Genomic DNA, 26,640 nt, shown 5'->3' on the forward strand with positions numbered 1-26,640 from the left:
GCCGAGGGCGAGGCGCCCGCTGCCGGCGGTGCCCGGCCGGCAGCGCCCGGGCCGCGCCTGCCGGGTGCGCACGTGCTGGTCGTGGACGACAGCGCGATGAATCGTGACCTGGTCGAGCGTGCGCTCGCCCTCGAGGGCGCCACCGCGACGCTGGCGGCCGACGGGCAGCAGGCGGTGCAATTGCTGAAGACCCGGCCGGACGGTTTCGACGCGGTGCTGATGGACGTGCAGATGCCGGTCATGGACGGCCTCAGCGCCACGCGGACGATTCGCGGCGAACTGGGGCTTGCCGGACTGCCGGTGATCGCTTTCACCGCTGGTGTCAGCGACGGCCAGCAGGCGGCGGCGCGTGATGCGGGGGCCAACGACGTCCTGCCCAAGCCGATGGACCTGGATGAGATGGCGGTCTTGCTGGCGCGCTGGATCAGGCCGGGCGCCGTCCGGGCGCCGGCGGCGGTCACGGCGGGCGGGGACGGCGGCGCCGGTTTTCCCGCCATCACCGGCATCGACCGGGAACGTGCCGCGCAGCGCGTGGGGCAGGACAGGGCGATGTTCATCGGCCTGCTCGAATTCTTCATCGAGGACAACGCCGGCGCGGCGGAGCAGGCGTGCCGCGAACTCGCGGCCGGCGCGCGCGAGGCGGCGGCGCGGCGCATGCATACGCTGCGCAGTAATGCCGGCTTCATCTGCGCGATGGAGATCATGGACGAGGCCGGTGCGCTGGAGTCGGCGATCGCGCAGGGCGAGCCCGGCGTGGATGCCCGGCTGGCGGCGCTGGGCGAGCGCATCGCGGCGCTGGTCGAAGCGAGCGCGCCCTGGCGCTGAGGCCTGCGGCCGGACCCGGGGCTGGCCGGCAGGTGCGGCCGGTGCCTATTCGCCGGCCGGCGCGCGGTCGATCGCGGACAGCGTCTGGTTGACGTCGAACAGCTTGGCGTTCACGCGGGGCACGCCGAAGCCGAGCAGCCGCGCCCGGTGCATGCGCAGATAGGCCTCGGCGCTGGTGCGGTCGGCGAACAGGTAGATGCCGCCGGCCTCGCCGGCGTCGCGGTTTTCGGTCCAGATCTTCCACTGCAGGCCGGGCTCGCGGGCGATCGACTCGGCCAGCTCGCGCATGGCTTCGCTCATGGTGTCGCCCCATGGGCCGGCGTAGGGAAAATCGACTTGCAGCAGTACGCTCATCGCAACGTTCTCCTCGGATGGGTTGGCGTGGCCCATTGTGCCCCGACGGCGGCCGGGCGGGACGGCTGTCTCGGGGATAATGGTGCTGTCCAACCCCACGGCAGGAATCGACCATGGAAAAAATCGTCTTTCTCGACCGCGACACGCTGGCGCCGCAGATCCGCCTGCGCCGTCCCGGCTTCGCCCACGACTATGTGGAGCACGCGCGCACTTCGCCCGGCGAACTGGCCGAACGCCTGCAGGGCGCCACGATCGCGATCACCAACAAGGTGCCGCTGCCGGGCGCGGAGCTCGAACGGCTGCCCGCGCTGCGCCTGGTTGCCGTGGCCGCGACCGGCACCGACCAGGTCGACAAGGCCGCCTGCCGGCGGCTCGGCGTGGCGGTGGCCAATATCCGCGGCTATTCGGTGCATTCGGTGCCGGAGCATGCCTTCGCCCTGATCCTGGCGCTGCGGCGCAACCTCGTGCCGTATCGCGGCGACGTGCTGGCCGGGGAGTGGCAGAAGTCCGGCCAGTTCTGCTTCTTCCACCACCCGATCCGCGACCTGAACGGCGCCCGCCTGGGCATCATCGGCGAGGGCGACCTCGGCCAGCGTGTGGCGGCCATCGGGCGCGCTTTCGGCATGCAGCCGCTGTTCGCCGCGCACAAGGGCAAGGCGGGCTATGGCCGGTTGTACACGTCATGGGACGAGGTGCTGGCGAGCAGCGACATCATCACCCTGCATTGTCCGCTGACCCCCGCGACGCGCGGCATGATCGGCCTGGCGGAGTTCCGCGCGATGCAGCGCAAGCCCCTGCTCATCAACACCGCGCGCGGCGGCCTGGTGGACGAGCATGCGCTGGCGCAGGCGCTGGACGAGGGGCTGATCAGCGGTGCGGGCTTCGATGTCGCCGATGGCGAGCCGCCCGCGGCAGACAGCCCGCTGATGCGCATCGCCGCCCGCCCCGACGTGATCCTGACGCCGCACGTGGCCTGGGCCTCGGACGAGGCGCAGCAGACCCTCGCCGACCAGTTGATCGACAACATCGAGAACTTTGTCGCCGGCAGGCCGAGCAACCTGGTGCAGGCGGTGTAGCGGGGCGCCGGCCCGGCCGCCGTGCAGGGCGTCAGCGCATCACGCTCTTTTCCAGAATCCGGTCGAGGCCGCGCATCACGGTGAGGTTCGCGCGCTCCATCGCCTGCAATTCGGCAAGCGCCTCTTCCAGCCTGCTCTGCGCATGCAGCGCCACGGCGCGTTGCGCATGCACGTGCACCGCGCGATGCGGCGCTTCGAGCTCGGCGTAGCCGGCCAGACCGGCGAAGCGCTCGCGGCCTTCGCCATCGTAATACCACTGGCCGAGACGGCAGTGTTTCTCGTCAGGCAGGGCGTCGGCGCGCAGCGCGGAGCCCCCGAGGAAGACCTTGTACACCTCGAGTTTCAGGGTGAGTTCGTCGAGATTGGCCAGCTCCACGTTCGCGAGCACCGCCGATGAGGTGACGGCCCGTTCCATGCGCCGCGACAGATCGAGCAGCTGTTTCATGCTGAGCACTGCCTGTGCGCTGTCTGTGGCGTAGCGGCTGGCGTCTTCCGCGCCGGCCTCCATCACTTTGCGTGCGGCGCGCGTCTCGTCCTGGATGTTCTCGACCAGGACCGCGATTTCGGTGGTGGCGCTGGCCGTGCGTTCGGCCAGCTTGCGCACTTCGTCGGCGACCACGGCGAACCCACGCCCGGCCTCGCCGGCGCGCGCGGCCTCGATTGCGGCGTTGAGCGCGAGCAGGTTGGTCTGATCCGCGATTTCCTTGATCAGCCGGATGATGCCGCCGATCTCGTCGGCGCGGCGGCTGAGGACCGTGACGTTTCGGGAAGCCTCGTCCATGCGCTCGAACATCGTGCCGAGGTTGCCGGCGATCTGCTCGAAGGCCGACCGGTTGGTGTCGGACTGCGCGGCGGCTTCGAGCGCGGACGCCTTTTCGTCGTTGAGTGTGGTCGTGAGCCGGAAGAAGGATTCCCGTACGCCGCAGAGCGAACTGCCGAAACTCCCCAGGCTGGCGAAAACGCCGTCGAGGACCATGCGTTCGCGGCGCAGGGTTTCGGCTTCGACGCGCAGCTCGAGCCGTTCGGCCTCGAGGGCCTGCACGCGTGCCTGCAGGCTTGCATTGGCTTGCTGCAACGACTGGTTGTCGGCTTCGCTGCGGCGCAGGTCCGCTTTTTGTCGGGAGAAGAACATGGAAGTGCTCGGAGGAGGGGCCGGGGTATGCGGAGGCGCCGGGTGGAGCGGCTTGCCGCTAGCGGGGCGGGTGTTGGGGGGCGCCCTGCGCGAACAAGGTTTCGATGGCCGGGAACAACGTGCGCTCCTCGAAGCGCACGTGTGCGATCAGCGCCTGTCCGGCCTCGGCCTCGCCCGCGCCGTTCGAGGCTGCGGCAAACAGCGCATGCAGTTGCGCGTGTTCGTCGCGCAGCCGTGCGGCCAGTGCAAGGTGGCCGTGCCTTTGGAGCAGGGGAAGGAGGTCGCGCTCTTCTTCGGCAAAATGTGCGGCCAGCGCGGGGTATTCGGCACGTAGTTCGCCTGCCGCGCCGCCGGCGAGGAGGTGCCGCCCCAGCCGGAGTGCGGCGTGGTGTTCGCGGGACAACTGGATGAGTTGAGGGTGGCGCTTCATGCTGGATCCTCCGGTGGCTTAAGATTCATGTTAAATGACTCTTTTAAAGAGTCAACGTAAATGAATCTATTGGTGTTAGATTTTCACGCTTCCGACTCACCGGCCGTCCGAGCGATGCCTGTATGAACATCACCCAGCACACTGACTATGCCTTTCGCCTGTTGATGTATCTCGGCGCCTGTCCGGGCCGGCGCGTCACGATTCGGGAGGTGGCGGAGCGGTTCGAGATCTCGCGCAGCCACCTGATGAAGGTGGTCACCGAACTGGTAGCCAAGGGCTTCGTCGATGGCGCACGGGGGAAAGGCGGCGGGCTGATGCTGGCGCGCGCGCCGGGTGCCATCGGCCTCGGCGAAGTGGTTCGCCAGATGGAGCCCAGCCTCGAATTGCTGGAATGCTTCGGTGCCGGCTCGCAATGCCTGCTAGATCCCGTCTGCCGCCTGAAGGGCGTGCTGGGACAGGCCTTGCAGACTTTTTTGGCCGAGCTGGACCGGACCACGCTGGCCGACCTCCTTGGCCACGATGGGCGGCTCCAGAGGGTGCTTGGCCTGGATGTGCCGCAGCCGGCAGCGGCAAGGCCGGCGATCCCGATCAGGACCGCCGGGAGCTGAATGGTTCGGGGCCCGGCCGGCGGCGTGCCAGCCGGGCGGCCTCAGGAGGCTTCGCCGTTCGGCGGCTCGCCGGCAAAAAAGCGCCCGCCCAGCTCTTCCAGCCCCAGCGTCTGCAGCAGACCGCGCAGGCGCTCGGCGGCGCGGCCGCGCGGCAGTCCCTTGTAGCTGGCGATGATGAGCTCGTTCTTCATCGAATGCTCCCAGCCGACGAGCTCGGTCACCGTCACCTGGTAGCCGTGCGCTTCGAGCTGCAGGCAGCGCAGGACGTTGGTGACGTGGCTGCCGAATTCGCGCGTGTGGATGGGGTGGCGCCACAGCTCGGCGAGGCCGTTCCTGAGCGCCTGCTGCTTGTTCTTGCGCAGCACCGCGGCGACTTCGGCCTGGCAGCAGGGTACCAGCACGATGAAGCGCGCCTGCTTTGCCAGCGCGAAGCGGATCGCGTCGTCGGTGGCGGTGTTGCAGGCGTGCAGCGCGGTGACGACGTCGATGTGGCCGGGCAGGTGCTCGGACTCGATCGATTCGGCCACCGTCAGCCCGTGGAAGCGCATGCTGGCCGAAAAGCCCAGCTTGTCTGCCAGGCGGCGCGAACTCATCACCAGTTCGTCGCGTGTCTCGATGCCGTGGATGCGGCCGGCGGGCGCGTGCTGCTTGAAGAACAGGTCGTGCAGGATGAAGCCGAGGTAGGACTTGCCCGCGCCGTGGTCGACGAGCTGGATGTCCGGCCGCGCGGCCAGCGCTTCGGCCAGCAGCGGCTCGATGAACTGGTACAGGTGATAGACCTGCTTGAGCTTGCGCCGGCTGTCCTGGTTCAGTTTGCCGTCGCGGGTCAGGATGTGGAGCTGCTTGAGCAGCTCGATCGACTGCTCGGGGCGGATCTCAGGGGGCAGGGCGCTCATTGCTTGATGTCGCTCCACTCGGCGCCGGTCAGCGCCCGCAACTGCGCCGGGGTGAGCGGGAACACCGAAAACGGCGTGCCGGCGGCGGCCCACAACTGCTCGAAGCGCTGCAGATCTTCGTCCAGCAGCAGCTTCACCGGCTGTGCGTGACCGATGGGGGCAACGCCGCCGATGGCGTAGCCGGTGGCCTCGCGCACGAAGTCGGCGTCGGCGCGGCCGATCTTCTCGCCGACCAGGGCTGCGACCTTGGCTTCGCTGACGCGATTGTCGCCGCTGGCGACGACGACGACCGCCTGGCCGCTTTCCTTGCCGCGGAACACGACCGACTTGGCGATTTCGGCCACGCTGCAGCCGATGGCCGCGGCGGCTTCGGCGCTGCTGCGGGTGGGTTGATCGAATTCGACGACCTGGGCCGTCGAGCCCGCGTCGGCCAGGCGTTGCTGGGTGCGCAGGGCGGTGGGGTGCTGGGCGGGTTTCATATGGATGGAGGGCGGGGAAGCGGAAGAGCGCAAGGATAAGGCGAAACCGGGCGCTTTCAGTCGGCCTGCCGGTCTCCGACGGGTGGAGCGGGCGTTGCGGCCCCGTATTCGGCGCCGGGGCGGCGTTTCAGCGTGTCGAGGTCCGAGTCCTCGATCCATTCGCGCCACACCGCCATCAGCACGGCCAGCACCACCGGCCCGAGGAACAGGCCCACGAGGCCGAAGGCCGCCAGGCCGCCGAGCACGCCGAACATCACCAGCACGAACGGGATGCGGGTGGCGTTGCTGATCACCAGCGGGCGCACGAGGTTGTCCACCCAGCTCACCACCAGCACGCCCCACAGCAGCAGGCCGATGCCGGCCGCGGTTTCGCCGCTGATCAGCAGCCATGCGGCGATCGAGCCCCAGGCGAAGGGGGTGCCGAAGGGGATCATGGCAATCAGTGCGGTGACCGCGCCGAGCAGCACCGGCGCCGCCACGCCCGCCCACCAGTAGCCCAGGCCGGCAACGAAGCCCTGGGCCAGCGCGGTGGCGACCAGCCCCCAGACGACAGCCTTGGTCATCGAGCCCACGGCGGACAGGTAGTCGTCCACCCGCCCGCCCAGAAAGCGCTTCAGCACCTGATGCACCTGCTGCAGGATGCGTTCGCCGTCGCGGTAGAGAAAGAACACGGTGATCAGCGCGAAGCCGAGCTTGGCAGCGTTGCGCCCGACGTCGCCGATCAGCGCGACGGCGTGGTCCGAGCCCAGGCGCACCCATTCGGTCAGTTGCGCACGGAAGGCCTCGGGGTCGCCGGTCAGTTCGTCGAGCAGTTGCTGCAGGTCGTCGCCGATCCAGGGCAGGTTGCGGATGAACTCGGGCAGGACGAGCGTGCCGTGGCGGATCTCGGCGGTGATGGCCGCGATCGCGAGCCCGGCCTCGTTGCGCAGCAGGCTCGCCAGCCACAGTGCCGGCAGCACGAAGGCGGCGGTCAGCATCAGGCTCATGATCAGCGCGCTCACGTTCGGGCGGTGCGGCATGCAGCGCGTCAGCCGCCGGTAGAGCGGCCAGGTCGCATAGGCGATGATGACCGCCCAGGCGACGGGGACGATGAAGGGGTTCAGTACCGCGTAGCTCAGCACCAGCAGCCCGCCGAGCAGCAGGCCGAGGATGACGCGGCGGGCGATTTTTTCGGCGACCTGGTCGATCATGCGGGCTCCATGGGAACGCGGGGTCGAGGTTGCCCCGGGGATGAGGCTGCCATTTCGTTGTGAGGCTGAACGTCGCGCGGCCGAAGCGTCCGACAGCCGGAGCCGGGCGCGCGTTCCGCTCAGCTTTCGTAGGCGGTCAGTACCACTTCCGCCGCTGCCTCGCGCAGGGGGATGAGCGCTTGGTAGGCCGCGGACGCAAACCAGTCCCGGAGCGCGGCGGCATTCGGGAAGCGCACCACGACCACGTCGGCCTCGGGGCAGAGCCCTGCGAGCGCGGCGAACTGCGTGCCTCTGAACACCAGTTCGCCGCCCCATGGTTCGAGGGTGGCGGGAACCTTGGCGCGATACGCGGCCCACAAGGTTTCGTCCTTGACCGTGATGCGGCCGATGGCGTATGCGCGATTCATTTTTGTCTCCGTATGTTGCGCCCGATGCGTCGGGGCGGGTGCGGCATCGCAGGCTTCACGCGCGGCGCGGGCGAGGGGCGGGCCGGAAAGGGAAGCGTAAACGAAAGAACCCGCTGACGAATCAGCGGGTTCCGGAGTTTTGGTGGTGATGGGCGGAATCGAACCGCCGACCTATGGGTTATGAATCCATCGCTCTAACCGTCTGAGCTACATCACCAACAGAGCGCGCGAATATAGCGGGTTTTGCAGAGGAGCGTCAACAGGCGGCGCTGCCTGCCAGGCAGTGCGCAGCGCCGAAGGGGGGCACGGTTTGCTTGCGTAGCGTTTGATTTATAAGGCTTTTATATTGACATCGCGTGTTCTATCGGGGATGATTCCGCGCCTGTTCACGTAACTTGCCACTCATTGTCGGCCGACGTCTTGCGCAAGATCCCCTTTTCACTTCTATTGCTGTCGCTGGCAGGAGCGCCCGGTTCCGCCGCACATGCGGCGCCGTCGCGGGCGTTCCCGGAAGATGCCCGCAAGACCACGATGACCTTCGCCTCCGCGGGAACCGTGCTGGTGGATGACGAGCCGGCCAGCCTCAGTCCCGGTGCGCAGATCCGCAACACCTACAACCGCATCGTGCTGCCTTCGCACATTCGCGGCGAATACAAGGTGCGCGTCAAGTTCGACAAGCATGGCCAGATACACCGGGTGTGGATCCTCACGCCCGAAGAGGCCGCCATTCCAGATCCGAAGCGGTAAGACCGCGGTGATTCGATTCCCCCGATGAAGAAACTCTACATCCGCACCTTCGGGTGCCAGATGAACGAGTACGACTCCGACAAGATGGCGGACGTGCTCGCTGCCGGCGAAGAGCTGGTCAAGACCGACAACCCCGAAGAAGCGGACGTGATCCTGTTCAACACCTGTTCGGTGCGCGAAAAGGCGCAGGAGCGGGTGTTCCACGACCTCGGCCGGGTACGGCTGCTGAAGCAGGCCAGGCCCGACCTGATCATCGGCGTGGGCGGCTGTGTGGCGAGCCAGGAAGGCGAGGCCATCGTCAGGCGCGCGCCCTATGTGGACGTGGTGTTCGGTCCGCAGACCCTGCACCGCCTGCCGAACCTGATCGAGGCGCGGCGCCGCACCGGCCGCTCGCAGGTGGATATCTCCTTCCCCGAGATCGAGAAGTTCGACGCGATGCCGCCGGCGCGCGTCGAAGGCGCCAGCGCCTTCGTCTCCATCATGGAAGGCTGTTCCAAGTACTGCACCTTCTGTGTCGTGCCCTACACCCGGGGCGAGGAAGTGTCGCGCCCGCTCGACGACATCCTCGCCGAGGTCGCCGGCCTGGCCGTGCAGGGCGTCAAGGAAGTGACGCTGCTCGGCCAGAACGTCAATGCCTGGCGTGGCGAACTGGTGCGCGAAAGCGGCGAGGAAGGCGATTTCGCCTTCCTGCTCGAATGCGTGGCCGAGATTCCAGGCATCGAGCGCATCCGCTACACCACCTCGCACCCGCGCGAGATGACCCAGCGCCTGATCGACTGCTATGCCACCATCCCCAAGCTGGTGTCGCAGCTGCACTTGCCGGTGCAGTCGGGTTCGGACCGCGTGCTGGCGGCGATGAAGCGCGGCTATTCGGCGCTGGAGTTCAAGTCCGTCGTGCGCAAGCTGCGCGCGGCGCGGCCGGACCTGTCGCTGACCTCGGATTTCATCGTCGGCTTCCCGGGCGAGACCGAGGCGGATTTCGACAAGACGATGAAGCTGATCGACGAGGTCGGCTTCGACGGCTCGTTCAGCTTCGTATACAGCGCCCGACCCGGCACCCCCGCGTCCGACCTCGAAGACCCGGTGCCGCAGGAGGCCAAGCTCGCCTGGCTGGCCCGCCTGCAGAAGCGCATCGACGAGCAGTACCAGGCCAACAGCGCGGCCATGGTCGGCACGGTGCAGCGCATCCTGGTCGAGGGCGCGGCGCGCAAGAACGCGGACGAAGAGCTGATGGGCCGCACCGACAACAACCGCGTGGTCAACTTCGCCGCGCCGTCGCTCAACCGCGACCGCCTGATCAACCAGTTCATCGACGTGCGCATCAGCGCAGCGTTGCCGCACAGCCTGCGCGGCGAGATCATCACCCGGGAATCCTGAATGGCGAAAACCCTGGAAGTCTTCTTCGAGCCGGCCGACAACGCCCGGCTCGCCAAGCTGTGCGGCGTGCTCGACGAGAACCTGCGCCAGATCGAGAACGCGTTCGACATCACCGTCGGCCGCCGTGGCGAGCAGTTCACGCTGCACGGCCATCCGGCCCAGGTCCTGCGTGGCGAAATGGCGCTGAAGCACTTTTATGAGCGCGCGGACAAGGATCTTTCCTTCGACGAGGTCCAGCTCGGCCTGGTCGAGATCGCCAACCGCGGAGAATCCACCGTGGCCTCGCCGGTGCTGATGACCCGCCGCAGCGAACTGCACGGCCGTACGCCGCGCCAGGTGGAATACCTGAAGAACATCCAGGAGCACGACATCACGTTCGGCATCGGCCCTGCCGGCACGGGCAAGACCTATCTGGCGGTGGCGTGCGCGGTCGATGCCTTCGAGCGCGAACTGGTCGAGCGCATCATCCTGACGCGTCCGGCGGTCGAGGCCGGCGAGCGCCTGGGCTTCCTGCCCGGCGACCTGGCGCAGAAGGTCGATCCCTACCTGCGCCCGCTGTACGACGCGCTCTACGACCTGATGGGCTTCGACCGCGTCGGCAAGCTGTTCGAGCGCAGCCTGATCGAGGTCGCGCCGCTCGCCTTCATGCGCGGGCGTACGCTCAACAACGCCTTCATCATCCTCGACGAGGCGCAGAACACAACGCCCGAGCAGATGAAGATGTTCCTCACCCGCATCGGCTTCGGCGCCAAGGCGGTGGTGACCGGCGACCTCACCCAGGTCGACCTGGTGCGCGGCCAGCGCAGCGGCCTGAAGGAAGCACGCCAGGTGCTGGCCGGTGTGCGCGGCATCGCATTCACCGAGTTCGGCAAGGAAGACGTGGTCCGTCATCCGCTTGTCGCACGCATCGTGGAAGCTTATGACAACGAGGCTGCCCGTCTGGAGCAGGCCAAGGCGGGCGCAGCCCGACATCAGGATGAGGGAGACGCACATGCCGAAAGCGGCGGACAAGCCGATGGCTAGGCCCAGAATTCTTGCCATCGACGCCGAGGGCAAGACGACCCGTGTCAAGGCCGAGCGCCTGGAGATCGAGCTGGGCGGCGGGCGCAAGCTGCTGCTCGCCTTTCCCGAGCGCGCCTGGGGCGATCTGGAAATCGAGGCCGAGGGCGACAGCGACGACGTCGTGCCGATGCTGTCCCTGCAGCCCGGCGCCTGCAATCTGATGACGCTGCGCGTCGACCTGCACCACGATATGCTGCCGGCCGAGTCCGTCGAGTCGATCGACCTGCCGCAGAGCGACAGTCCGCCGGTACTCAAGCTGGCGGTGCAGAAGGCGGTCGACGGCCCGGACAAGGCCAGTGTGCCCAAGAAGCACAACATTCGCCGCTGGGCGCAGGCCGCGCTGCTGCGCGACGCCGAGGTGGCGGTGCGGCTGGTCGGGGAGGCCGAGGGGCGGGAGCTGAACCGGGCGTTCCGCGGCAAGGACTACGCCACCAATGTGCTCACCTTCGTCTATGGCGAAGGCGAGGAAGCGCACGAGCGGGGCGACGGCGGCGGACCGCTGGCGGGCGATCTGGTGCTGTGCGTGCCCGTCGTGCTGCGGGAGGCGGCCGAACAGGGCAAGACGGCGGAAGCCCATTTCGCCCATCTGGTGGTGCATGGTATGTTGCACCTGCAGGGCCACGACCACGAGAACGAGGCCGAGGCCCTGGACATGGAGAAACTCGAAACGGATATCCTCGGCGGTCTCGGCTACGCCGATCCGTATGCCTGACTGACTGCCATGCCCCGCGCGGGGCGGCCGCAGCCCGGCATGCGCCGCCCGTGGATCCTTCCACCCCCCTGACATGGACAGCCCCGCAAAACCCTCACTGATCGAGCGCATTTCCGCACTGTTGTCGCGTGAGCCGGAAGACCGCGACGACCTCCTTGCCCTGCTGCATGCCGCCTTCGAGCGCGATCTGCTCGATGGCGATGCCTTGTCCATCATCGAGGGCGCGCTGCAGATGTCCGACATGCAGGTGCACGACGTCATGGTGCCGCGCGCCCAGATGGATTGCGTGAGCCTCGCCGACCCGGTCGAGGAGATCGCCGGCTTCGTCGTCGACAAGGGGCATTCGCGCTTTCCGGCAATCGGCGAGGGCAAGGACGACGTCGTCGGCATCCTGCTCGCCAAGGATCTGCTGCGCTATTTCTCCGGACGCGAGTTCGACCTGAGCGGCATGCTGCGGCCGGCGGTCTTCATCCCGGAATCCAAGCGCCTCAACGTGCTGCTGCGCGAGTTCCGCGTCAGCCACAACCACATGGCGATCGTCGTCGACGAATACGGCGGCGTCGCCGGGCTGGTGACGATCGAGGACGTGCTCGAACAGATCGTCGGCGACATCGAGGACGAATACGATCTCGACGACATCGGCGACAGCATCCGGCTTGCCTACGACGGCCGCTACCGGGTCAAGGCGACGACCGGCATTGAGGATTTCAACAAGGCTTTCGCCACGCATTTCTGCGACGACGAGTACGAAACGATCGGCGGCCTGCTGATGCGTAAGTTCGGCCGCCTGCCCCAGCGCGGCGACGTGGTCGAGCTCGAAGGGCTCCGCTTCCAGGTGCTGCGCGCCGACACCCGGCGGCTGCATTCCCTGCTGGTCGAAGTGCTTACGCAGGCCCCATCCGGAGCAGGGGCGGCGACCGGCAGGACGGCGGCCGATTGATGCGCGTCCGCATTCCGTCCGCCCTGCTCGCGGGCGCTGCCAGCGTGCTCGCGTTCGAACCCTTCGCGTGGTTTCCGCTGATGTTCCTCAGCCTCGCCGTCCTGGCGCACCTGCTGGGCCGTTGCGGGCGGATGCGCGACGGTTTCTGGCTTGGCTTCGCCTGGGGCTGGGGCGCCTTCATCGCCGGCGTCTCCTGGCTGTATGTCGCGCTCAACCGCTATGGCGGCATGCCGGCGCCGCTCGCGGGGCTGGCGATCGCGCTGTTCTGCGCCTATCTCGCGCTTTACCCGGCGCTGGCAGGGGCATTGTTCGTGCGCCTCCGCGGCCTGGCCTGGCGGCTCGAACGGGGGAGGGGGGCCTTGGCCGCGGCGGCGGCGTTCGGGGCACTCTGGCTGCTCGGCGAGTGGCTGCGCGGCGTGCTCTTGACCGGCTTCCCGTGGCTGGCCGCAGGCTATTCGCAGACGCCCCCCAGCCCGCTGGCGGGCTACCTACCCTTGTTTGGCGTGTACGGTGCCGGCGGGCTGCTCGCCTTCCTTGCCGGGCTACTGGCCTTTGCCGACTGGCGGCGCGCGGCCGGGTGGCGGCCGCTGGTCACGGCGGCTGCAGTGCTGGCCGTCGTGCTGGCCGCGGGCGCGGGCCTGCTGGGGCGGAGCTGGACGAAGCCGGCCGGCGCGCCCGTCACCATCGCGCTGGCGCAGACCAACTTCGACCAGAGCCTGAAGTGGGACCCCGACCGCTTCGCCGACGTGCTGCGGGACAATCTCGACCTGGTGCGCGGTGAGTTCGGCCGCCCGGACCCGCCGGCCATCCTGGTCCTGCCCGAGACCACGCTGCCGACCCTGCTCGACTATCTGCCCGAAGGCTATCTGGATGAGCTGGGCCGCCTTGCCGCGGAGGCGGGGGGCGACCTGGTGCTCGGCGCGTTCCGGCGCGACGAGGCGGACCATATCTACAATGCGGCGATCAGCCTCGGCACCGCGCCGGCGCAGCGCTACGCGAAGCAACATCTCGTGCCCTTCGGCGAGTATTCGCCGCCGCTGTTCGGCTGGTTCTACCGCCTGGCCAGTATTCCCATGTCGGACCAGACCCGTGGCGCGCCCGGCCAGCCGCCGATGGCGCTCGATGGGCAGCGCATCGCCCTCAACATCTGCTACGAGGACTTGTTCGGCGCCGAGCTCATTCACGCGCTGCCGCAGGCCACGCTGCTGCTCAATATTTCCAACCTCGCCTGGTATGGCGACTCCATCGCCCAGCCGCAGCACCTGCAGATCGCCCGCGTGCGGGCGCTGGAAACCGGCCGCCCCATGTTGCGCTCGACCAACACCGGCATGACGGCGGTCGTGCAGCCGGATGGCCGCGTGGCGGGCGTGCTACCCGCCTTCAAGCGCGGCGTACTGCGCATGAGCGTGCAGGGCTACGAAGGGCTGACGCCGTATGCGCGCGTCGGCAACGGCCCCGCCCTGGCTGCGGCGCTGGCCGTGCTGCTGGCGCTGGTGGCATTGCGGCGCGCGGCTTTATCGCGCAGGTGATCCGTACGCGACCGGATGTCATAATCGCGGCCTCCCCATGATTTACGTCCGGCGCAGCGTCGCCACACCACAGAGATGAACAAGAAAACTGCCCGTATCGCCGTAGCCGTGACCGCCGTGGCCCTGACGCTGGCCTTGCCGCTTTCCGGCGCGTTTTCCGCCGACGTTCCGGACGCGGCGCCGGCGCCGCGTCCGGCCCTGACCGTGAGCGTGGCGCAGCCCGCGCGCGTGCAGATGCTGCAGCGCCTGGTGGCCAATGGCGACATCGCCGCATGGCAGGAGGCCAGCGTCGGGACCGCGATCGGGGAGCAGCGCCTGGTCGAGGTGCGGGCGGACGTCGGCGACGCGGTGCGCGCCGGCCAGGTGCTTGCGGTGTTCGACGACGGCATGCCGCGCGCGGAGGCCGGGCAGGCGCGCGCCGCGCTGCTCGAGGCGGAGGCTGCGGCGGTGGAGGCGGTCGCCAATGCCAAGCGTGCGCGCACGCTGCGCGAAACCGGTGCGATGAGCGAACAGCAGGTGATCCAGTTCCTGACCGCCGAGAAGACCGCCCTGGCGCGCATCGCCTCGGCGAAGGCGACGCTCGCCGCGCGCGAGCTGCGCCTGCGCCACACTCGGGTGCTGGCGCTCGATGATGGAGTCATTTCGGCGCGCAGCGCCACCGTGGGCGCGGTGGCCGCGAACGGCGCCGAATTGTTCCGCATGATCCGCCAGGGGCGGCTGGAATGGCGCGCGCGCCTGACCGAGGCCGAGATCGGCCGCGTACACGTCGGCCAGACGGTGGCGCTGACGCTGGCTGACGGCAGCCGCCTGACGGGCAGGTTGCGCATGGTGGCGCCGACGGTCGATCCGCAGACGCGCTTCGGCCTCGTTTACGTCGACCTGCCGGTGAGCGGCGCGGAGGCCGGGCTGGCGAAGGCGGGGATGTTCGCGCGCGGCGAATTCGAGCTCGGCGAGGTCGAGGCGCTGACCGTGCCGCAGCAGGCGGTGGTGGTGCGCGAGGCCTTCAGCTATGTGTTCAGCGTCGGCGGCGATGGCCGTGTAGCCCAACTGAAGGTGGGCACCGGGCGCCGCGCCGGCGACCGCGTGGAGATCGTCGAGGGCCTGTCGGAAGACGCGCAGGTGGTGGTGGCCGGCGCCGGCTTCCTCAACGACGGCGATCTGGTGCGCATCGCCGAAGCCGTGCCGGCGCGCTGAGGGCCACGGGCGATGAACGTTTCCGCGTGGTCCATCCGCAATCCGATTCCGGCGGCGATGCTGTTTGTGCTGCTCAGCTTTGCCGGCCTGCTGTCGTTCAAGGCGATGAAGGTGCAGAACTTCCCCGACATCGACCTGCCGACGGTGACGGTGTCCGCCGTGCTGCCGGGCGCGACGCCGTCGCAGCTCGAGAACGATGTCGCGCGCAAGATCGAGAACGCGATCGCGACCCAGTCCGGACTCAAGCACATCTATACCAAGGCGCAGGACGGCAGCGTGCTGATCACCGCCGAATTCCGCCTCGAGAAGCCGGTGCAGGAGGCGGTGGACGACGTGCGTTCGGCCGTCGCCAGCGTGCGCGCCGACCTGCCGGGCGATCTGCGCGACCCGGTGGTGAACAAGGTCAACCTCGCCGGCACGCCGGTGCTGGCCTTCACCATCCGCTCGCCGCGCATGGACGACGAGGCTTTGTCCTGGTTCGTGGACAACGACGTGTCGCGCAAGCTGCTGGCGGTGCGCGGCGTGGGCGCGGTCACCCGTGTCGGCGGCGTGTCGCGCGAACTGCGCGTGACGCTCGACCCGCTGCGCCTCGAGGCGCTGGGGGTGAGCGCCGCCGAAGTGTCGCAGACGCTGCGCGAGGTGCAGACCGAGAGCGCGGGCGGGCGCGCGGACCTCGGCGATGGCGAGCAGCCGGTGCGCACGATGGCGACCGTCGCCTCGGCCGAGGCGCTCGGCAAGATCGAACTCGCGCTCGCCGACGGCCGTACACTGCGCCTGAGCGAACTGGCCAAGGTGGAGGACACCGTGGCCGAGCGGCGCTCGGCAGCCTTCCTCGACGGCAAACCGGTGGTCGGCTTCGAAGTCGCGCGCAGCCGGGGCGAGAGCGAGGTCGAAGTCGGCGCCGCGGTACTGGCGGCGCTCGCGGAGCTGCGCGTGGCGCGGCCGGATGTCGAAATCACCGAGGCCTTCAATTTCGTCGCGCCGGTGGAAGAGGAATACCAGGGTTCGCTGAACCTGCTGTACGAAGGCGCCGCGCTCGCGGTCATCGTCGTGTGGCTGTTCCTGCGTGACTGGCGGGCGACGCTGGTGTCGGCGGTGGCCCTGCCGCTGTCGGTGATCCCGGCCTTCCTCGGCATGTACCTGCTTGGTTTCTCGATCAATGTCATCACCCTGCTGGCCTTGTCGCTGGTGGTCGGCATCCTGGTGGATGACGCCATCGTCGAGGTCGAGAACATCGTGCGCCATCTGCGCATGGGCAAGACGCCCTACCAGGCGGCGATGGAGGCGGCGGACGAGATCGGCCTCGCGGTGATCGCCACCACCTTCACGCTGATCGCGGTGTTCCTGCCCACCGCCTTCATGAGCGGCGTCGCGGGCAAGTTCTTCAAGCAGTTCGGCTGGACCGCGTCGCTGGCGGTGTTCGCCTCGCTGGTGGTGGCGCGCGTGCTGACGCCGATGATGGCGGCCTACCTGCTCAAGCCCATCGTCGACAAGCACAGCGAGCCGGGCTGGCTGGCATGGTATTCGCGCTGGGCGGAGCGCTGCCTGCGCCATCGCGGCCTGACCATGCTCGCAGCGGCGGCCTTCTTCGTCGGCTCGGTGATGCTGATTCCGCTGCTGCCGACCGGCTTCATCCCGCCGGACGACAATTCGCAGACCCAGGTCTATCTGGAACTGCCGCCGGGGGTGACGCTGGCGCAGACGCTGGACACCGCCGAGCATGCGCGCCGGCTGGTGGCGGGCGTCGAGCACGTGCGCAGCATCTACACCACCGTCGGCGGCGGCAGTGCCGGCGGCGATCCGTTCGCGCCGCAGAGTGCCGCCGAGGTACGCAAGGCCACGCTGACGGTGCTGCTGTCGCCGCGCGCCGAGCGGCCGGTCAAGCAGGCGATCGAGAAGGACATCCGCGCGGTGCTGGAAACGCTGCCCGGCGTGCGCAGCAAGGTCGGGCTGGGCGGGTCGGGCGAGAAGTACATCCTCGTGTTGACGGGCGAGGATCCGGTCGCGCTGCAATCGGCGGCGCTCGCGGTCGAGCGCGACCTGCGCACGATCCCGGGGCTGGGCAGCATCGCCTCGACCGCGAGCCTGATCCGCCCCGAGATCGCGGTACGGCCGGATTTCGCACGTGCCGCCGACCTCGGCGTGACGAGCCGCGCCATCGGCGACACGCTGCGCGTCGCCACGGTCGGCGACTACGACATGGCGCTGGCCAAGCTCAACCTGTCGCAGCGCCAGGTGCCCATCCTCGTGCGCCTGGACGAATCCGCGCGCGAGAACCTCGCCCTGCTCGAACGCCTCGCCGTGCCGGGCGTGCGCGGCCCGGTGATGTTGGGGCAGGTCGCGACGCTGGAAGTGGCCGGCGGTCCGGCGGTGATCGACCGCTACGACCGCTCGCGCAACATCAACTTCGAGATCGAGCTGTCGGGGGCGCCGCTGGGCGAGGTCACGGCGGCGGTCGCGCAACTGCCGTCGGTGCGCAATCTGCCGCCGGGCGTGAAGGTCATCGAGATCGGCGACGCCGAGGTCATGGGCGAGCTGTTCGCCAGCTTCGGGCTGGCGATGCTCACCGGCGTGCTGTGCATCTACACGGTGCTGGTGCTGCTGTTCAAGGATCTGCTGCACCCGGTCACGATCCTCGTCGCCCTGCCGCTGTCGCTCGGCGGCGCCTTCGTCGCGCTGCTGGTGGCACAGAAGAGTTTCTCGATGCCTTCGCTGATCGGCCTGATCATGCTGATGGGCATCGCCACCAAGAACTCCATCCTGCTCGTCGAATACGCCATCGTCGCCTATCGCGACCACGGCCTGTCGCGCGCCGAGGCGTTGATCGACGCTTGCCGCAAGCGCGCCCGGCCCATCGTCATGACGACGATCGCAATGGGTGCCGGCATGATGCCGATCGCCATGGGGTCCGGCGGCTCCGACAGCAGCTTCCGCTCACCGATGGCGATCGCGGTGATCGGCGGGCTGATCACTTCGACCGTGCTCAGCCTGCTCGTGGTGCCGGTGGTCTACACCTACGTCGAAGGCTTCAAGCTGCGGGTGGCGCGGCTCTGGCGGCGTTCCTGAACGCACGCGCCGCCTGCCGCCGCGCGACCTCCCGGGGCAAGAAACCCCGGGGCAAGAAACCCCGGGGGGCCGCGGCGGTGCGGAGCGGGCAGATGCCGGGGGCTTTTCTGCGCATGCATGCGGGCAAGTACGCAGCGAGCGCCGAATCCCAGTAAAATCCCGGACTTTGCGTTCGCAGTGCGGCTCCGGGCCGCCCCACCGTCCAAGGCGCCATGTCCGTTCAGAAACCCACCTTCCAGCAAGTCATTCTCACGCTCCAGCATTTCTGGGGCGAACGCGGCTGCGTGCTGCTGCAGCCTTACGACCTCGAGGTCGGCGCCGGCACCAGCCATACCGCCACCTTCCTGCGCGCGATCGGCCCCGAACCGTGGAGTGCCGCCTACGTGCAGCCTTCGCGCCGCCCCAAGGATGGCCGCTACGGCGAGAACCCCAACCGCCTGCAGCACTACTACCAGTTCCAGGTCGTGCTCAAGCCGTCGCCGCTCGACATCCAGGAGCTGTACCTCGATTCGCTGCGCGCGCTGGGCATCGACCCGATGGCGCACGACATCCGCTTCGTCGAGGACGACTGGGAGAACCCCACGCTGGGCGCCTGGGGGCTGGGCTGGGAGGTATGGCTGGACGGCATGGAAGTCACCCAGTTCACCTACTTCCAGCAGGTCGGCGGCCTGGACTGCAAGCCGGTGCTGGGCGAGATCACCTACGGCATCGAGCGCCTGGCGATGTACCTGCAGGGCGTGGAGAACGTCTATGACCTGGTGTGGTCCGTGGCGCCTGACGGCCGCAAGGTCACCTACGGCGACGTCTATCACCAGAACGAGGTCGAGCAGTCGACCTTCAACTTCGAGCACAGCAACGTCGATTTCCTGTTCTCGCTGTTCGCCAGCTATGAATCCGAGGCCAAGCGCATCATGGATGTCGGTCTGGCGCTGCCGGCCTACGAGATGGTGCTCAAGGCCGCGCACACCTTCAACCTGCTCGATGCCCGCGGCGCCATCTCGGTGACCGAGCGCGCCGCCTACATCGGCCGCATCCGCAACCTGTCGCGCGCCGTGGCGCAGGCCTATTTCGAATCCCGCGAAGCCCTCGGCTTCCCGATGCTGAGCGCCAAGAAGGAGGGCGTGTGATGAACTGCGCGACCCTGCTTGTCGAACTGCTGACCGAAGAACTGCCGCCCAAGGCCCTGCCACGCCTCGGCGAGACCTTTGCCGGCAAGATCGCCGAAGGCCTGAAGGCGAAGGGGCTGGCCCCGGCCGACGCGGCCTTCCGCGCTTTCGCCAGCCCGCGCCGCCTCGCGGTGACGGTGGCGGGCGTGTCCGCCGAAGGTGCGGTGAAGGAAGTCACCGAGAAGCTGATGCCGGTCTCCGTCGCCCTCGACGTCGAGGGCAGGCCGACGCCGGCCCTGTTGAAGAAGCTGGAGGCGAAGGGTATTCCGGCCGATGCGGTGTCCGCTTTCGAGCGCCGCCTGGACGGCAAGGCCGAAGCCTTGTTCCACACCGCCACTGTGCCCGGTGCGAAGCTGGCCGACGTGCTGTCGGCCATCGTGCAGGACGCGATCAAGGCGCTGCCGATTCCCAAGGTGATGCACTGGGGCGATGGCGATGCCACGTTCGTGCGTCCGGTGCACAAGCTGACGATGCTGCACGGCGCCGAGGTCGTGCCCGGCCGCGTGCTCGACCTCGACGCTGGCCGCAGCACGCGCGGCCATCGCTTCATGAGCCGCGGCGACATCGACATCGCCAGCGCCGATGCCTACGAGCCCACGCTGCTGGCCGAAGGCAAGGTCGTTCCGAGCTTCGCCGAACGCCGCGACGACATCGAGCGCCAGTTGCTGGCCGAAGCGGCAAGGCAGGGCGCGCTGCTCGGCGAATACGCCGACCTGCTGGACGAGGTCGCCGCGCTGGTCGAGCATCCGACCGTGTATGTCGGCGAGTTCGAATCCGAGTTCCTCGCCGTGCCGCAGGAATGCCTGATCCTGACGATGCGCGCCAACCAGAAGTATTTTCCGCTGTTCGACGGCGTCGGCACGCTGCTCAACCGCTTCCTGATCGTGTCCAACATGCGGGTGGCCGATCCGTCCAACATCATCAGCGGCAATGCCCGCGTGGTGCGCCCGCGCCTGTCGGATGCGCGTTTCTTCTTCGAGCAGGACAAGAAGCAGACGCTCGAAGCCCGCCTGCCGCGCCTGGCGCCGGTCGTGTATCACAACAAGCTCGGCAGCGTGCTGGAGCGCGTCGAGCGTGTCGAGGCGCTGGCCGGCGCGATCGCTTCGCTGCTGCATGCCGACGCGGTCGCGGCGAAGCGTGCCGCGCGCCTGGCCAAGGCCGATCTCGTCACCGACATGGTCGGCGAGTTCCCCGAGCTGCAGGGCGTCATGGGCCGCTACTACGCCCTGGCCGACGGCGAGGGCGAGGTCGTGGCCGACGCCATCCAGGCCCACTACCAGCCGCGTTTCGCCGGCGATGCGCTGCCGGTGGGCAACGTCGCCGCCGCGGTGGCGCTGGCCGACAAGCTCGATGCGCTGGTCGGCTTCTTCGGCATCGGCATGGTGCCGACCGGCGACAAGGACCCCTTCGCGCTGCGCCGCGCCGCGCTGGGCGCGTTGCGCATCCTGATGGAAACGCCGCTGCCGCTCGAATTGCCGCGCCTCATCGACCTCGCCGCCGCCGGCTTCAAGCCGGGCCTGCTGACGGCCGGGGGCTTTGCCGCGCAGTTGCAGGACTTCATGTTCGAGCGCCTGAAGAACCTGCTCAGGGAGACGGGCCGCGACGGCGCGGTGATCGACGCCGTGCTGGCGCTCAGGCCCGCCCGCATCGATCTCGTGCCGGCCAAACTCGCGGCGGTGGAAACCTTCCGCGCGCTGCCCGAGGCCGATGCGCTGGCGGCCGCGAACAAGCGCATCGTCAACATCCTGAAAAAGGCGGAGGGCACGCCGGGCGAGCCCGACATCGCCCTGCTGCAGGAAGAGGCGGAAAAGGCATTGTTCCAGCGGGTGGTCGAGGTCGCGCCGCTGGTGCGTTCGCACGTCGCCAACGAGGACTACCGCGAGGCGCTGCGCGTGCTCGCGGGCCTGCGTGGCGGGGTGGACCGGTTCTTCGAGGACGTCATGGTCATGGCCGAAGAGCCGCTGACGCGCCAGAACCGCCTGGCCCTGCTCGCCCAGCTTGCTGGCCTGATGAACCAGGTGGCGGACATCTCGCGTCTGTCGGCCTGACCTAGCCCGGATCAACGACCATGCCGCTGAAGCTCATCATCCTCGACCGTGACGGCGTCATCAACGTCGACTCCGACCAGTTCATCAAGTCGCCCGACGAGTGGAAACCGATCCCCGGTTCGCTCGAAGCCATCGCCCGCCTCAACCAGTGGGGCTGGCGCGTGGTCGTCGCCTCGAACCAGTCGGGCGTCGGCCGCGGCCTGTTCGGCATGGACACGCTCAACGCGATCAACGAGAAGATGGTGCGCAGCCTGGCCCAGGTGGGCGGGCGGCTGGATGCGATCTTCTTCTGTCCGCATGCCGCCGACTCGACCTGCGAATGCCGCAAGCCGAAGTCCGGCCTGTTCCTGCAGATTGCGGAGCGTTTCAATGTGGATCTGCGCGGCGTGCCCTGCGTGGGCGACAGTCTGCGCGACCTGCAGGCCGGCGTGCGCCTGGGCTGCGAGCCCTATCTGGTGCTGACCGGCAAGGGCGAGGCGACGCGCGAAAGCCCGGACCTGCCACCGGGCACGCATGTCTTCTCCGACCTCGACGCCGTTGCCAGCGAGCTGACGTCCTCGCGCTGATCCGCCCGCGCCGTCTTCCCGATCCGTCCCGCCGCCAGCGTCCGGCGCGGCCACTTCCCGAGTCCCGACCGTGCACCTGATCCGCTCTTTCGTCTTCGCCGTCCTGCTCGCGCTGATCACGGTACCGTACGCGCTGTTCGCCATCCTGATCTTCTGGCTGCCGCCGATGACGCGGCACCGCCTGATCACATCCTGGGTACCGATCATGATGTGGGTCATCAAGCATGTGCTGGGCATCCGCTATCGCCTCATCGGCGCCGAGAACATGCCGGCGGGGCCCGCGGTGGTGCTCTCCAAGCACCAGTCCGCCTGGGAAACGATCGCGCTCCAGCAGATCTTTCCGCCGCTGTGCTACGTGCTGAAGCGTGAGCTGCTGCGCGTGCCGTTCTTCGGCTGGGGGCTGGCGAGCATTCCCGGCATCGCCATCGATCGTTCGGCGGGCAAGGATGCCCTGAGCCAGGTGGTCGAACAGGGCCGGGCGCGCCTGAAGGAGGGGTTGTGGGTGGTGGTGTTCCCCGAGGGGACGCGCGTGGCGCCGGGAACGACCGGCCGCTACAAGCCGGGCGGCGCGATTCTGGCCAAGCGCGCCGGGGTGCCGGTCGTGCCGGTTGCGCACAATGCCGGCGAGTTCTGGCGCCGCAATGCCTTCGTCAAGCGCCCGGGCGAGATCGTCGTCAGCATCGGGCCGGTGATCGAGGTCAAGGGCGTCAAGGCCGACGAGATCAATGGCCGCGCGGAAGCATGGATCGAGGCCGAGATGCGGCGGTTGTTCCCGCATCACTACGATGATCAGCCCGCTGCGGGATCGCGCCGGTAAGCAGGCATCGTTGCCCGGTCTTCGGAGTCCGGAACCTGCGCCGGCCTTCGCCATGGCGAGAACGGGGGCGGGCGTGGCCGTCAACGCAAAACGGCCCCGCAATGCGGGGCCGTTTCGTGAAGCCTGAAACCTTGAAGACTTAGGCGGCCTTCTTGGCAGCGGTCTTGGTCGAGGTGCTGACGGCCTTGACGGTGGCGTTGGTCGCGGCAGCCACGTTGGCTTCGGCGATTTCGGCGACTTGCTTGGCGGTCTTGCTGAGGCTGTCGTAGGCGCTGTTGGCGGCGGCGATGGCCGACTTCACGGCGGCGACGGCAACGTCCGAACCGGCGGGAGCCGACTTGGCGGCCTTGTCCAGAGCGGTGGCGACGCCCTTGTTCAGCTCGGCGACCTGGCCTTCCAGGACCTTCGACACTTCTTCCTGGCTCTGCGAGGTGATCTCGTAGACGCTGCGGGCGTAGGCGACGGCCTTCTCGACGATCGGCTGGGCCAGCGAGGTTTGCAGGTTCAGCAGTTCCTGGACGTCCTTGACGGCCAGCAGCGCCTTGGTGTTGGCAACGCCGTCTTCGAGGATCGAACGGGCGGTGTTCAGGTTCAGGGCGGCCAGGCGCTCGGCGCTGGCGAAAGCGGCGTTGGCCAGCGTCAGCAGGGTTTCGACGTTGGCTTTGTTGGAGGCGGCGAACTGCTCGGGGGTGATGAAGGCGGACATGGATATCTCCTCGGGAAATGGGTCAATGCAGGAACATCGGACTTCGATTCTGCCGCGATGTTGCGTTGCAGCATGGTCTGAATTATAGGGGTGGGGACTTCCGTGTCAAGCCATTTTTTGTGCATCGCACAATGGTGATGTGATTATTTTTCTCTATCGCCATTTGCCGGGAAAGCCTGCCGGCCAGGATGCCTGTGCGCGGGGCCTGTTCTTTCGCTTCGCATCATGCCGGGGAATCCTTACGGGAGCATGACGCGCGGGGATGCGGAAGGTGGATTCCGCGCAGGGAGGGCCGCAACGGGAACGGCCGCCTCTAGGCGGCCGTTCCCGTGCGCTGCAGCATCGCGGCGGGTCAGTCGTGGCCGAATTCCGGCTTGCGCTTTTCGACGAAAGCGGCCATGCCTTCCTTCTGATCCTTGAGCGCGAAGGCGGAGTGGAACACACGGCGCTCGAACAGCAGGCCTTCGTTGAGGCTGCTTTCGAAGGCGCGGTTGACCGATTCCTTGATCATCATGACCACGGGCAGCGAGAAGCCGGCAATGGTCTCGGCGGCGGCGAGGGCTTCGTCGACCAGCTTGTCCGCAGGCACGACGCGCGACACCAGGCCGGCCTTCTCGGCTTCGGCGGCATCCATGAAGCGTGCTGTCAGGCACAGGTCCATGGCCTTGGCCTTGCCGACCGCGCGTGGCAGGCGCTGCGTGCCGCCGGCGCCGGGCAGGATGCCGAGCTTGACTTCGGGCTGGCCGAATCGGGCGCTGTCGGCGGCGATGATGATGTCGCACATCATCGCCAGTTCGCATCCTCCGCCCAGCGCAAAGCCGGCAACCGCGGCGATGATCGGCTTGCGGCAGGTCTTCACGCGCTCCCAGTTGCGGGTGATGTAGTCGCCCTTGTAGGCGTCCATGTACGAAAACTCAGCCATTGCGCCGATGTCGGCACCGGCGGCGAAGGCCTTCTCGGAGCCGGTGATGACGATCGCACCGATGCCGTCGTCGGCTTCGAAGCCGTCGAGTGCAGCGCCGATCTCGTCCATGACCTGGTCGTTGAGGGCGTTCAGCGCCTTGGGCCGGTTCAGGGTGATCAGGCCGACGCGGCCGCGGGTTTCGGTGATGATGAGTTCGAAATTCATGCTGTCTCCAAGCGTGTTGCAGGAAGGGTGATTACTGCGGTGTGGCAGTCTTGTTGTCGTTCTTGGGCTGGATGACCGCGCGTACGCGTCCGTCGCCGGCCGGCTTGCTGCCCGGTGCATTGGTCGCGAGATAGTTCTCGGTGATCGCGTCGTACTCGATGTAGGCGCCGCGCACCTCGTCGCCGCCGCTGGTCACCCGCGCGCGATTGAACAGCCGCGCCTTCTCGTTGCGGCTGTCGTATTCGATGCGCTCGGCCTCGCCGTCGACGTATTCGTTGGTGGCTTCGCGCTTCTGCCGGAAGGTGGCGAGCTTGCCCTGGTTCGCGGTCGCCACGCCATTCTGGAAGCCGGCCGCATCCTGGGTGACGACGAGCTTGTCGCCCTTGATCAGCAGGCTGCCCTGGGTGAGGATCACGTTGCCTTCGAAGACATGCACCTTGTTGCGGTCATCGACCGTCATGCGGTCGGCTTCGATATTGACCGGCTGCTGGCGGTCGGCGTTTTCGGCGAACGCGGGCTGGCCGATGGCCACGAGGGCGAGGAGAAGAGTCGGGATCAAGGCTTTCATGAAGCGGGTCCTTGGCGGCGCGGCATGTTGACGTGAACCTTGCCGATGAGTTCGAGCGTGCCGAACAGATTGTCGGCGCGCATGCCCAGGGCGTCGGCGCGCGTCGCGCCGCGCGTCAGCAGTACGGGTGAGTCGGTGCGGGCCCGATAGGCGTCGGGCCACACGGTCAGGGTTTCGGAGTCGAGGGCCAGGGCGGGGTCGTCGGCCACGGCGGGGCGGCGCACGCGCACCTCGCCCTGCATGTCGACCTGTTCGCCGCCCGGCGATACTTCGGCATGGCGGGCGGTGATGCGTGTTTCGCGGCCTTCGCTGATCATGCGCAGGCGCGGCATGTCGAGCCGTGTGATGTCGCCTTGCGGGAAATGGCTCAGGCGGTCGGCGAACAGTTCGTAGCGCTGCGCGCCATTCGCACCGTAGCCGACGACGCGCGTGCCGTTGGCGATGAAGTCCGGTCCCGTCTGTTCTACGGCCGCTGCCGCCGGGTCTTCGACGCGGGTGACGCGCTCCAGCCATACGGAGGCGCCGGCCAGCAGGCCGAGCACGATGATCGGGTAGAGGCGGTAGGTGCTGCCCACTCAGATCACCTTGGCCTGCATCAGGTCGTGCGTGGTGAGTGCGCCGGCGAGGCCGCCGGCGGCGTCCAGCACCAGCAACTGGCTGATGCGCATGCGCTCCATCAATTCCGCTGCTTCCGCGGCCAGCGCTTCGGGGCCGATCGAGCGCGGGTTGCGCGTCATCACGTCGGTCAGTTTCGTGCTGCGGACGTCGCAGCCCTTTTCCAGCGCGCGGCGCAGGTCGCCGTCGGTGAAGATGCCGATCGGGCGCGAATTCGCGTCGCAGACCGCGGTCATGCCCATGCCGCCGGCGGTCATGGCCAGCAGTGCCTGGGTCAGCGGCGCGTCGGCTGCCACCATGGGCACGACATCGGCGGCGCGCATGACGTCGCCGACGTGCGTCAGCAGGCGCCGGCCGAGCGCGCCGCCGGGGTGCGAGCGGGCGAAATCGTCGGCGCCGAAGCCGCGTGCGTCGAGCAGGGCGACCGCCAGGGCATCGCCCAGGGCCAGCGCGGCCGTGGTGCTGGCGGTGGGCGCGAGGTTGAGCGGACAGGCTTCTTCGGCGACGGCGGCCTCGAGATGGATGTCGGCCTGCTGCGCCAGCGGCGATTCCGGGCGGCCGGTGATCGATATCAGCCGCGCGCCCTGACGCTTGACCAGGGGCACGATGGTCAGCACTTCCTCGCTGGTGCCCGAGTTCGAAAGCGCAATCACCACGTCCTCGGGGGTGATCATGCCCATGTCGCCGTGTGCGGCCTCGGCCGCGTGCACGAAATAGGCGGGCGTGCCGGTGCTGGCCAGCGTGGCGGCGAGCTTGCGCGCGATGTGGCCGGACTTGCCGATGCCGGTGACGATGACGCGCCCGCGCCGCCGCAGGATGAGCTCGACCGCACACTCGAACTCGGCCCCCAGGCGGTCGGCCAGGGCGGATACCGCTGCGGCCTCGATTCGAAGGACGCGGCGCGCAAGCGCGAGGGTGGGGCTTTCGGGGGCTTGGGTCATTGGGGGCGGGCGTCGCTGCTTCAGGCTGGAGACTGTCGGTCGCGCATATCGCCGATGCAG

Annotated in this window: 27 protein-coding genes and 1 tRNA gene; 15 read left to right on the forward strand and 13 right to left on the reverse strand. The window is 68.3% G+C overall.

Annotation, left to right across the window (positions count from 1 at the left end; all coding sequences use genetic code 11):
• A partial coding sequence (locus C666_RS07055; protein WP_004336047.1) for a response regulator occupies positions 1-825 on the forward strand: 825 nt, incomplete at its 5' end.
• 45 nt (positions 826-870) lie between these two features.
• Here C666_RS07055 and C666_RS07060 read toward each other — a convergent pair.
• Entirely contained in the window at positions 871-1,179 is a 309-nt protein-coding gene (locus tag C666_RS07060) for a monooxygenase (RefSeq protein ID WP_004336049.1), read from the reverse strand.
• Positions 1,180-1,292: 113 nt separating this feature from the next.
• Between C666_RS07060 and C666_RS07065 the strand changes: the two genes are divergently transcribed.
• A complete protein-coding gene (locus C666_RS07065; protein WP_004336051.1) occupies positions 1,293-2,255 on the forward strand; it encodes a D-2-hydroxyacid dehydrogenase in 963 nt (320 codons plus the stop codon).
• A 31-nt stretch (positions 2,256-2,286) separates the two neighbouring features.
• On the opposite strand, the gene C666_RS21060 is transcribed toward C666_RS07065, so the two are convergent.
• The gene (locus C666_RS21060; protein ID WP_004336054.1) at positions 2,287-3,387 is read right to left on the reverse strand and encodes a methyl-accepting chemotaxis protein; all 1,101 of its coding nucleotides are present in this window, start codon (positions 3,385-3,387) and stop codon (positions 2,287-2,289) included.
• 58 nt (positions 3,388-3,445) lie between these two features.
• The gene (locus C666_RS07075) at positions 3,446-3,817 is read right to left on the reverse strand and encodes a hemerythrin domain-containing protein (protein WP_004336057.1); all 372 of its coding nucleotides are present in this window, start codon (positions 3,815-3,817) and stop codon (positions 3,446-3,448) included.
• 122 nt (positions 3,818-3,939) lie between these two features.
• Here C666_RS07075 and C666_RS07080 point away from each other — a divergent pair, with 122 nt between their 5' ends.
• Complete coding sequence (locus tag C666_RS07080; protein WP_004336060.1) at positions 3,940-4,425, forward strand: RrF2 family transcriptional regulator; 486 nt, start codon at positions 3,940-3,942, stop codon at positions 4,423-4,425.
• Positions 4,426-4,466: 41 nt separating this feature from the next.
• Here C666_RS07080 and C666_RS07085 read toward each other — a convergent pair whose 3' ends face one another.
• From C666_RS07085 to C666_RS07105, 5 genes are all read right to left on the reverse strand, one after another.
• Positions 4,467-5,321 carry a class I SAM-dependent methyltransferase gene (locus C666_RS07085; RefSeq protein WP_004336062.1) on the reverse strand — a complete coding sequence of 285 codons (855 nt, stop codon included), beginning with the start codon at positions 5,319-5,321 and terminating at the stop codon, positions 4,467-4,469.
• A complete protein-coding gene (locus C666_RS07090) occupies positions 5,318-5,800 on the reverse strand; it encodes a YbaK/EbsC family protein (RefSeq protein ID WP_004336064.1) in 483 nt (160 codons plus the stop codon). The genes C666_RS07085 and C666_RS07090 overlap by 4 nt, the downstream gene beginning before the upstream one ends.
• Positions 5,801-5,856: 56 nt before the next feature.
• Positions 5,857-6,990 carry an AI-2E family transporter gene (locus C666_RS07095; protein WP_004336066.1) on the reverse strand — a complete coding sequence of 378 codons (1,134 nt, stop codon included), beginning with the start codon at positions 6,988-6,990 and terminating at the stop codon, positions 5,857-5,859.
• A 119-nt stretch (positions 6,991-7,109) separates the two neighbouring features.
• A complete protein-coding gene (locus tag C666_RS07100; protein WP_004336068.1) occupies positions 7,110-7,397 on the reverse strand; it encodes a DUF1330 domain-containing protein in 288 nt (95 codons plus the stop codon).
• A gap of 140 nt (positions 7,398-7,537) precedes the next feature.
• Positions 7,538-7,614, reverse strand: a tRNA-Met gene (locus tag C666_RS07105).
• Between the two features lie 203 nt (positions 7,615-7,817).
• Here C666_RS07105 and C666_RS07110 point away from each other — a divergent pair.
• From C666_RS07110 to C666_RS07165, 12 genes are all read left to right on the forward strand, one after another.
• Complete coding sequence (locus tag C666_RS07110) at positions 7,818-8,144, forward strand: hypothetical protein (RefSeq protein WP_038000652.1); 327 nt, start codon at positions 7,818-7,820, stop codon at positions 8,142-8,144.
• A 24-nt stretch (positions 8,145-8,168) separates the two neighbouring features.
• Complete coding sequence (miaB, locus tag C666_RS07115) at positions 8,169-9,521, forward strand: tRNA (N6-isopentenyl adenosine(37)-C2)-methylthiotransferase MiaB (RefSeq protein ID WP_004336071.1); 1,353 nt, start codon at positions 8,169-8,171, stop codon at positions 9,519-9,521.
• Complete coding sequence (locus tag C666_RS07120; protein WP_004336072.1) at positions 9,522-10,544, forward strand: PhoH family protein; 1,023 nt, start codon at positions 9,522-9,524, stop codon at positions 10,542-10,544. It begins immediately after the preceding gene.
• Positions 10,513-11,295 carry an rRNA maturation RNase YbeY gene (gene ybeY, locus C666_RS07125; protein ID WP_004336074.1) on the forward strand — a complete coding sequence of 261 codons (783 nt, stop codon included), beginning with the start codon at positions 10,513-10,515 and terminating at the stop codon, positions 11,293-11,295. Before C666_RS07120 ends, ybeY begins: the two co-directional genes overlap by 32 nt.
• 73 nt (positions 11,296-11,368) lie before the next feature.
• Complete coding sequence (locus C666_RS07130; RefSeq protein WP_004336076.1) at positions 11,369-12,235, forward strand: CorC family transporter; 867 nt, start codon at positions 11,369-11,371, stop codon at positions 12,233-12,235.
• Positions 12,235-13,764: an apolipoprotein N-acyltransferase gene (gene lnt, locus C666_RS07135; protein ID WP_004336078.1), complete on the forward strand. Its 1,530-nt coding sequence runs from the start codon at positions 12,235-12,237 to the stop codon at positions 13,762-13,764. Before C666_RS07130 ends, lnt begins: the two co-directional genes overlap by 1 nt.
• Positions 13,765-13,839: 75 nt before the next feature.
• Entirely contained in the window at positions 13,840-14,958 is a 1,119-nt protein-coding gene (locus tag C666_RS07140) for an efflux RND transporter periplasmic adaptor subunit (RefSeq protein WP_028792200.1), read from the forward strand.
• A gap of 12 nt (positions 14,959-14,970) precedes the next feature.
• Positions 14,971-18,024: an efflux RND transporter permease subunit gene (locus tag C666_RS07145; RefSeq protein WP_004336083.1), complete on the forward strand. Its 3,054-nt coding sequence runs from the start codon at positions 14,971-14,973 to the stop codon at positions 18,022-18,024.
• A gap of 212 nt (positions 18,025-18,236) precedes the next feature.
• Positions 18,237-19,151 carry a glycine--tRNA ligase subunit alpha gene (gene glyQ / locus C666_RS07150; RefSeq protein WP_004336085.1) on the forward strand — a complete coding sequence of 305 codons (915 nt, stop codon included), beginning with the start codon at positions 18,237-18,239 and terminating at the stop codon, positions 19,149-19,151.
• Complete coding sequence (gene glyS / locus C666_RS07155) at positions 19,151-21,238, forward strand: glycine--tRNA ligase subunit beta (protein ID WP_004336086.1); 2,088 nt, start codon at positions 19,151-19,153, stop codon at positions 21,236-21,238. The genes glyQ and glyS overlap by 1 nt, the downstream gene beginning before the upstream one ends.
• Before the next feature lie 26 nt (positions 21,239-21,264).
• Positions 21,265-21,804: a D-glycero-beta-D-manno-heptose 1,7-bisphosphate 7-phosphatase gene (gmhB, locus tag C666_RS07160; protein ID WP_028792201.1), complete on the forward strand. Its 540-nt coding sequence runs from the start codon at positions 21,265-21,267 to the stop codon at positions 21,802-21,804.
• Between the two features lie 70 nt (positions 21,805-21,874).
• Positions 21,875-22,621, forward strand: coding sequence for a lysophospholipid acyltransferase family protein (locus tag C666_RS07165; RefSeq protein ID WP_004336089.1), 747 nt, complete (start codon positions 21,875-21,877; stop codon positions 22,619-22,621).
• A 139-nt stretch (positions 22,622-22,760) separates the two neighbouring features.
• Here C666_RS07165 and C666_RS07170 read toward each other — a convergent pair whose 3' ends face one another.
• From C666_RS07170 to C666_RS07190, 5 genes are all read right to left on the reverse strand, one after another.
• The gene (locus C666_RS07170; protein WP_004336090.1) at positions 22,761-23,327 is read right to left on the reverse strand and encodes a phasin family protein; all 567 of its coding nucleotides are present in this window, start codon (positions 23,325-23,327) and stop codon (positions 22,761-22,763) included.
• A gap of 352 nt (positions 23,328-23,679) precedes the next feature.
• Positions 23,680-24,456 (reverse strand): enoyl-CoA hydratase, encoded by a 777-nt coding sequence (locus C666_RS07175; protein ID WP_004336091.1) that lies wholly within the window; start codon positions 24,454-24,456, stop codon positions 23,680-23,682.
• Positions 24,457-24,487: 31 nt separating this feature from the next.
• Positions 24,488-25,024 (reverse strand): lipopolysaccharide transport periplasmic protein LptA, encoded by a 537-nt coding sequence (gene lptA, locus C666_RS07180; RefSeq protein ID WP_004336092.1) that lies wholly within the window; start codon positions 25,022-25,024, stop codon positions 24,488-24,490.
• Positions 25,021-25,599 carry an LPS export ABC transporter periplasmic protein LptC gene (gene lptC, locus C666_RS07185; protein WP_004336093.1) on the reverse strand — a complete coding sequence of 193 codons (579 nt, stop codon included), beginning with the start codon at positions 25,597-25,599 and terminating at the stop codon, positions 25,021-25,023. Before lptC ends, lptA begins: the two co-directional genes overlap by 4 nt.
• A complete protein-coding gene (locus C666_RS07190; RefSeq protein ID WP_004336095.1) occupies positions 25,600-26,580 on the reverse strand; it encodes a KpsF/GutQ family sugar-phosphate isomerase in 981 nt (326 codons plus the stop codon).
• Between the last annotated feature and the right edge of the window lie 60 nt (positions 26,581-26,640).

Origin of the sequence: Thauera linaloolentis 47Lol = DSM 12138 (assembly GCF_000310205.1) — a bacterium.
GTDB lineage: Bacteria > Pseudomonadota > Gammaproteobacteria > Burkholderiales > Rhodocyclaceae > Thauera > Thauera linaloolentis.

Coding starts and splice junctions, on each gene's coding strand:
- C666_RS07060 (WP_004336049.1), bottom strand. CDS start 1,179: ATGAGCGTACTGCTGCAAGTCGATTTTCCCTACGCCGGCCCATGGGGC.
- C666_RS07065 (WP_004336051.1), top strand. CDS start 1,293: ATGGAAAAAATCGTCTTTCTCGACCGCGACACGCTGGCGCCGCAGATC.
- C666_RS21060 (WP_004336054.1), bottom strand. CDS start 3,387: ATGTTCTTCTCCCGACAAAAAGCGGACCTGCGCCGCAGCGAAGCCGAC.
- C666_RS07075 (WP_004336057.1), bottom strand. CDS start 3,817: ATGAAGCGCCACCCTCAACTCATCCAGTTGTCCCGCGAACACCACGCC.
- C666_RS07080 (WP_004336060.1), top strand. CDS start 3,940: ATGAACATCACCCAGCACACTGACTATGCCTTTCGCCTGTTGATGTAT.
- C666_RS07085 (WP_004336062.1), bottom strand. CDS start 5,321: ATGAGCGCCCTGCCCCCTGAGATCCGCCCCGAGCAGTCGATCGAGCTG.
- C666_RS07090 (WP_004336064.1), bottom strand. CDS start 5,800: ATGAAACCCGCCCAGCACCCCACCGCCCTGCGCACCCAGCAACGCCTG.
- C666_RS07095 (WP_004336066.1), bottom strand. CDS start 6,990: ATGATCGACCAGGTCGCCGAAAAAATCGCCCGCCGCGTCATCCTCGGC.
- C666_RS07100 (WP_004336068.1), bottom strand. CDS start 7,397: ATGAATCGCGCATACGCCATCGGCCGCATCACGGTCAAGGACGAAACC.
- miaB (WP_004336071.1), top strand. CDS start 8,169: ATGAAGAAACTCTACATCCGCACCTTCGGGTGCCAGATGAACGAGTAC.
- C666_RS07120 (WP_004336072.1), top strand. CDS start 9,522: ATGGCGAAAACCCTGGAAGTCTTCTTCGAGCCGGCCGACAACGCCCGG.
- ybeY (WP_004336074.1), top strand. CDS start 10,513: ATGCCGAAAGCGGCGGACAAGCCGATGGCTAGGCCCAGAATTCTTGCC.
- C666_RS07130 (WP_004336076.1), top strand. CDS start 11,369: ATGGACAGCCCCGCAAAACCCTCACTGATCGAGCGCATTTCCGCACTG.
- lnt (WP_004336078.1), top strand. CDS start 12,235: ATGCGCGTCCGCATTCCGTCCGCCCTGCTCGCGGGCGCTGCCAGCGTG.
- C666_RS07140 (WP_028792200.1), top strand. CDS start 13,840: ATGAACAAGAAAACTGCCCGTATCGCCGTAGCCGTGACCGCCGTGGCC.
- C666_RS07145 (WP_004336083.1), top strand. CDS start 14,971: ATGAACGTTTCCGCGTGGTCCATCCGCAATCCGATTCCGGCGGCGATG.
- glyQ (WP_004336085.1), top strand. CDS start 18,237: ATGTCCGTTCAGAAACCCACCTTCCAGCAAGTCATTCTCACGCTCCAG.
- glyS (WP_004336086.1), top strand. CDS start 19,151: ATGAACTGCGCGACCCTGCTTGTCGAACTGCTGACCGAAGAACTGCCG.
- C666_RS07170 (WP_004336090.1), bottom strand. CDS start 23,327: ATGTCCGCCTTCATCACCCCCGAGCAGTTCGCCGCCTCCAACAAAGCC.
- C666_RS07175 (WP_004336091.1), bottom strand. CDS start 24,456: ATGAATTTCGAACTCATCATCACCGAAACCCGCGGCCGCGTCGGCCTG.
- lptA (WP_004336092.1), bottom strand. CDS start 25,024: ATGAAAGCCTTGATCCCGACTCTTCTCCTCGCCCTCGTGGCCATCGGC.
- C666_RS07190 (WP_004336095.1), bottom strand. CDS start 26,580: ATGACCCAAGCCCCCGAAAGCCCCACCCTCGCGCTTGCGCGCCGCGTC.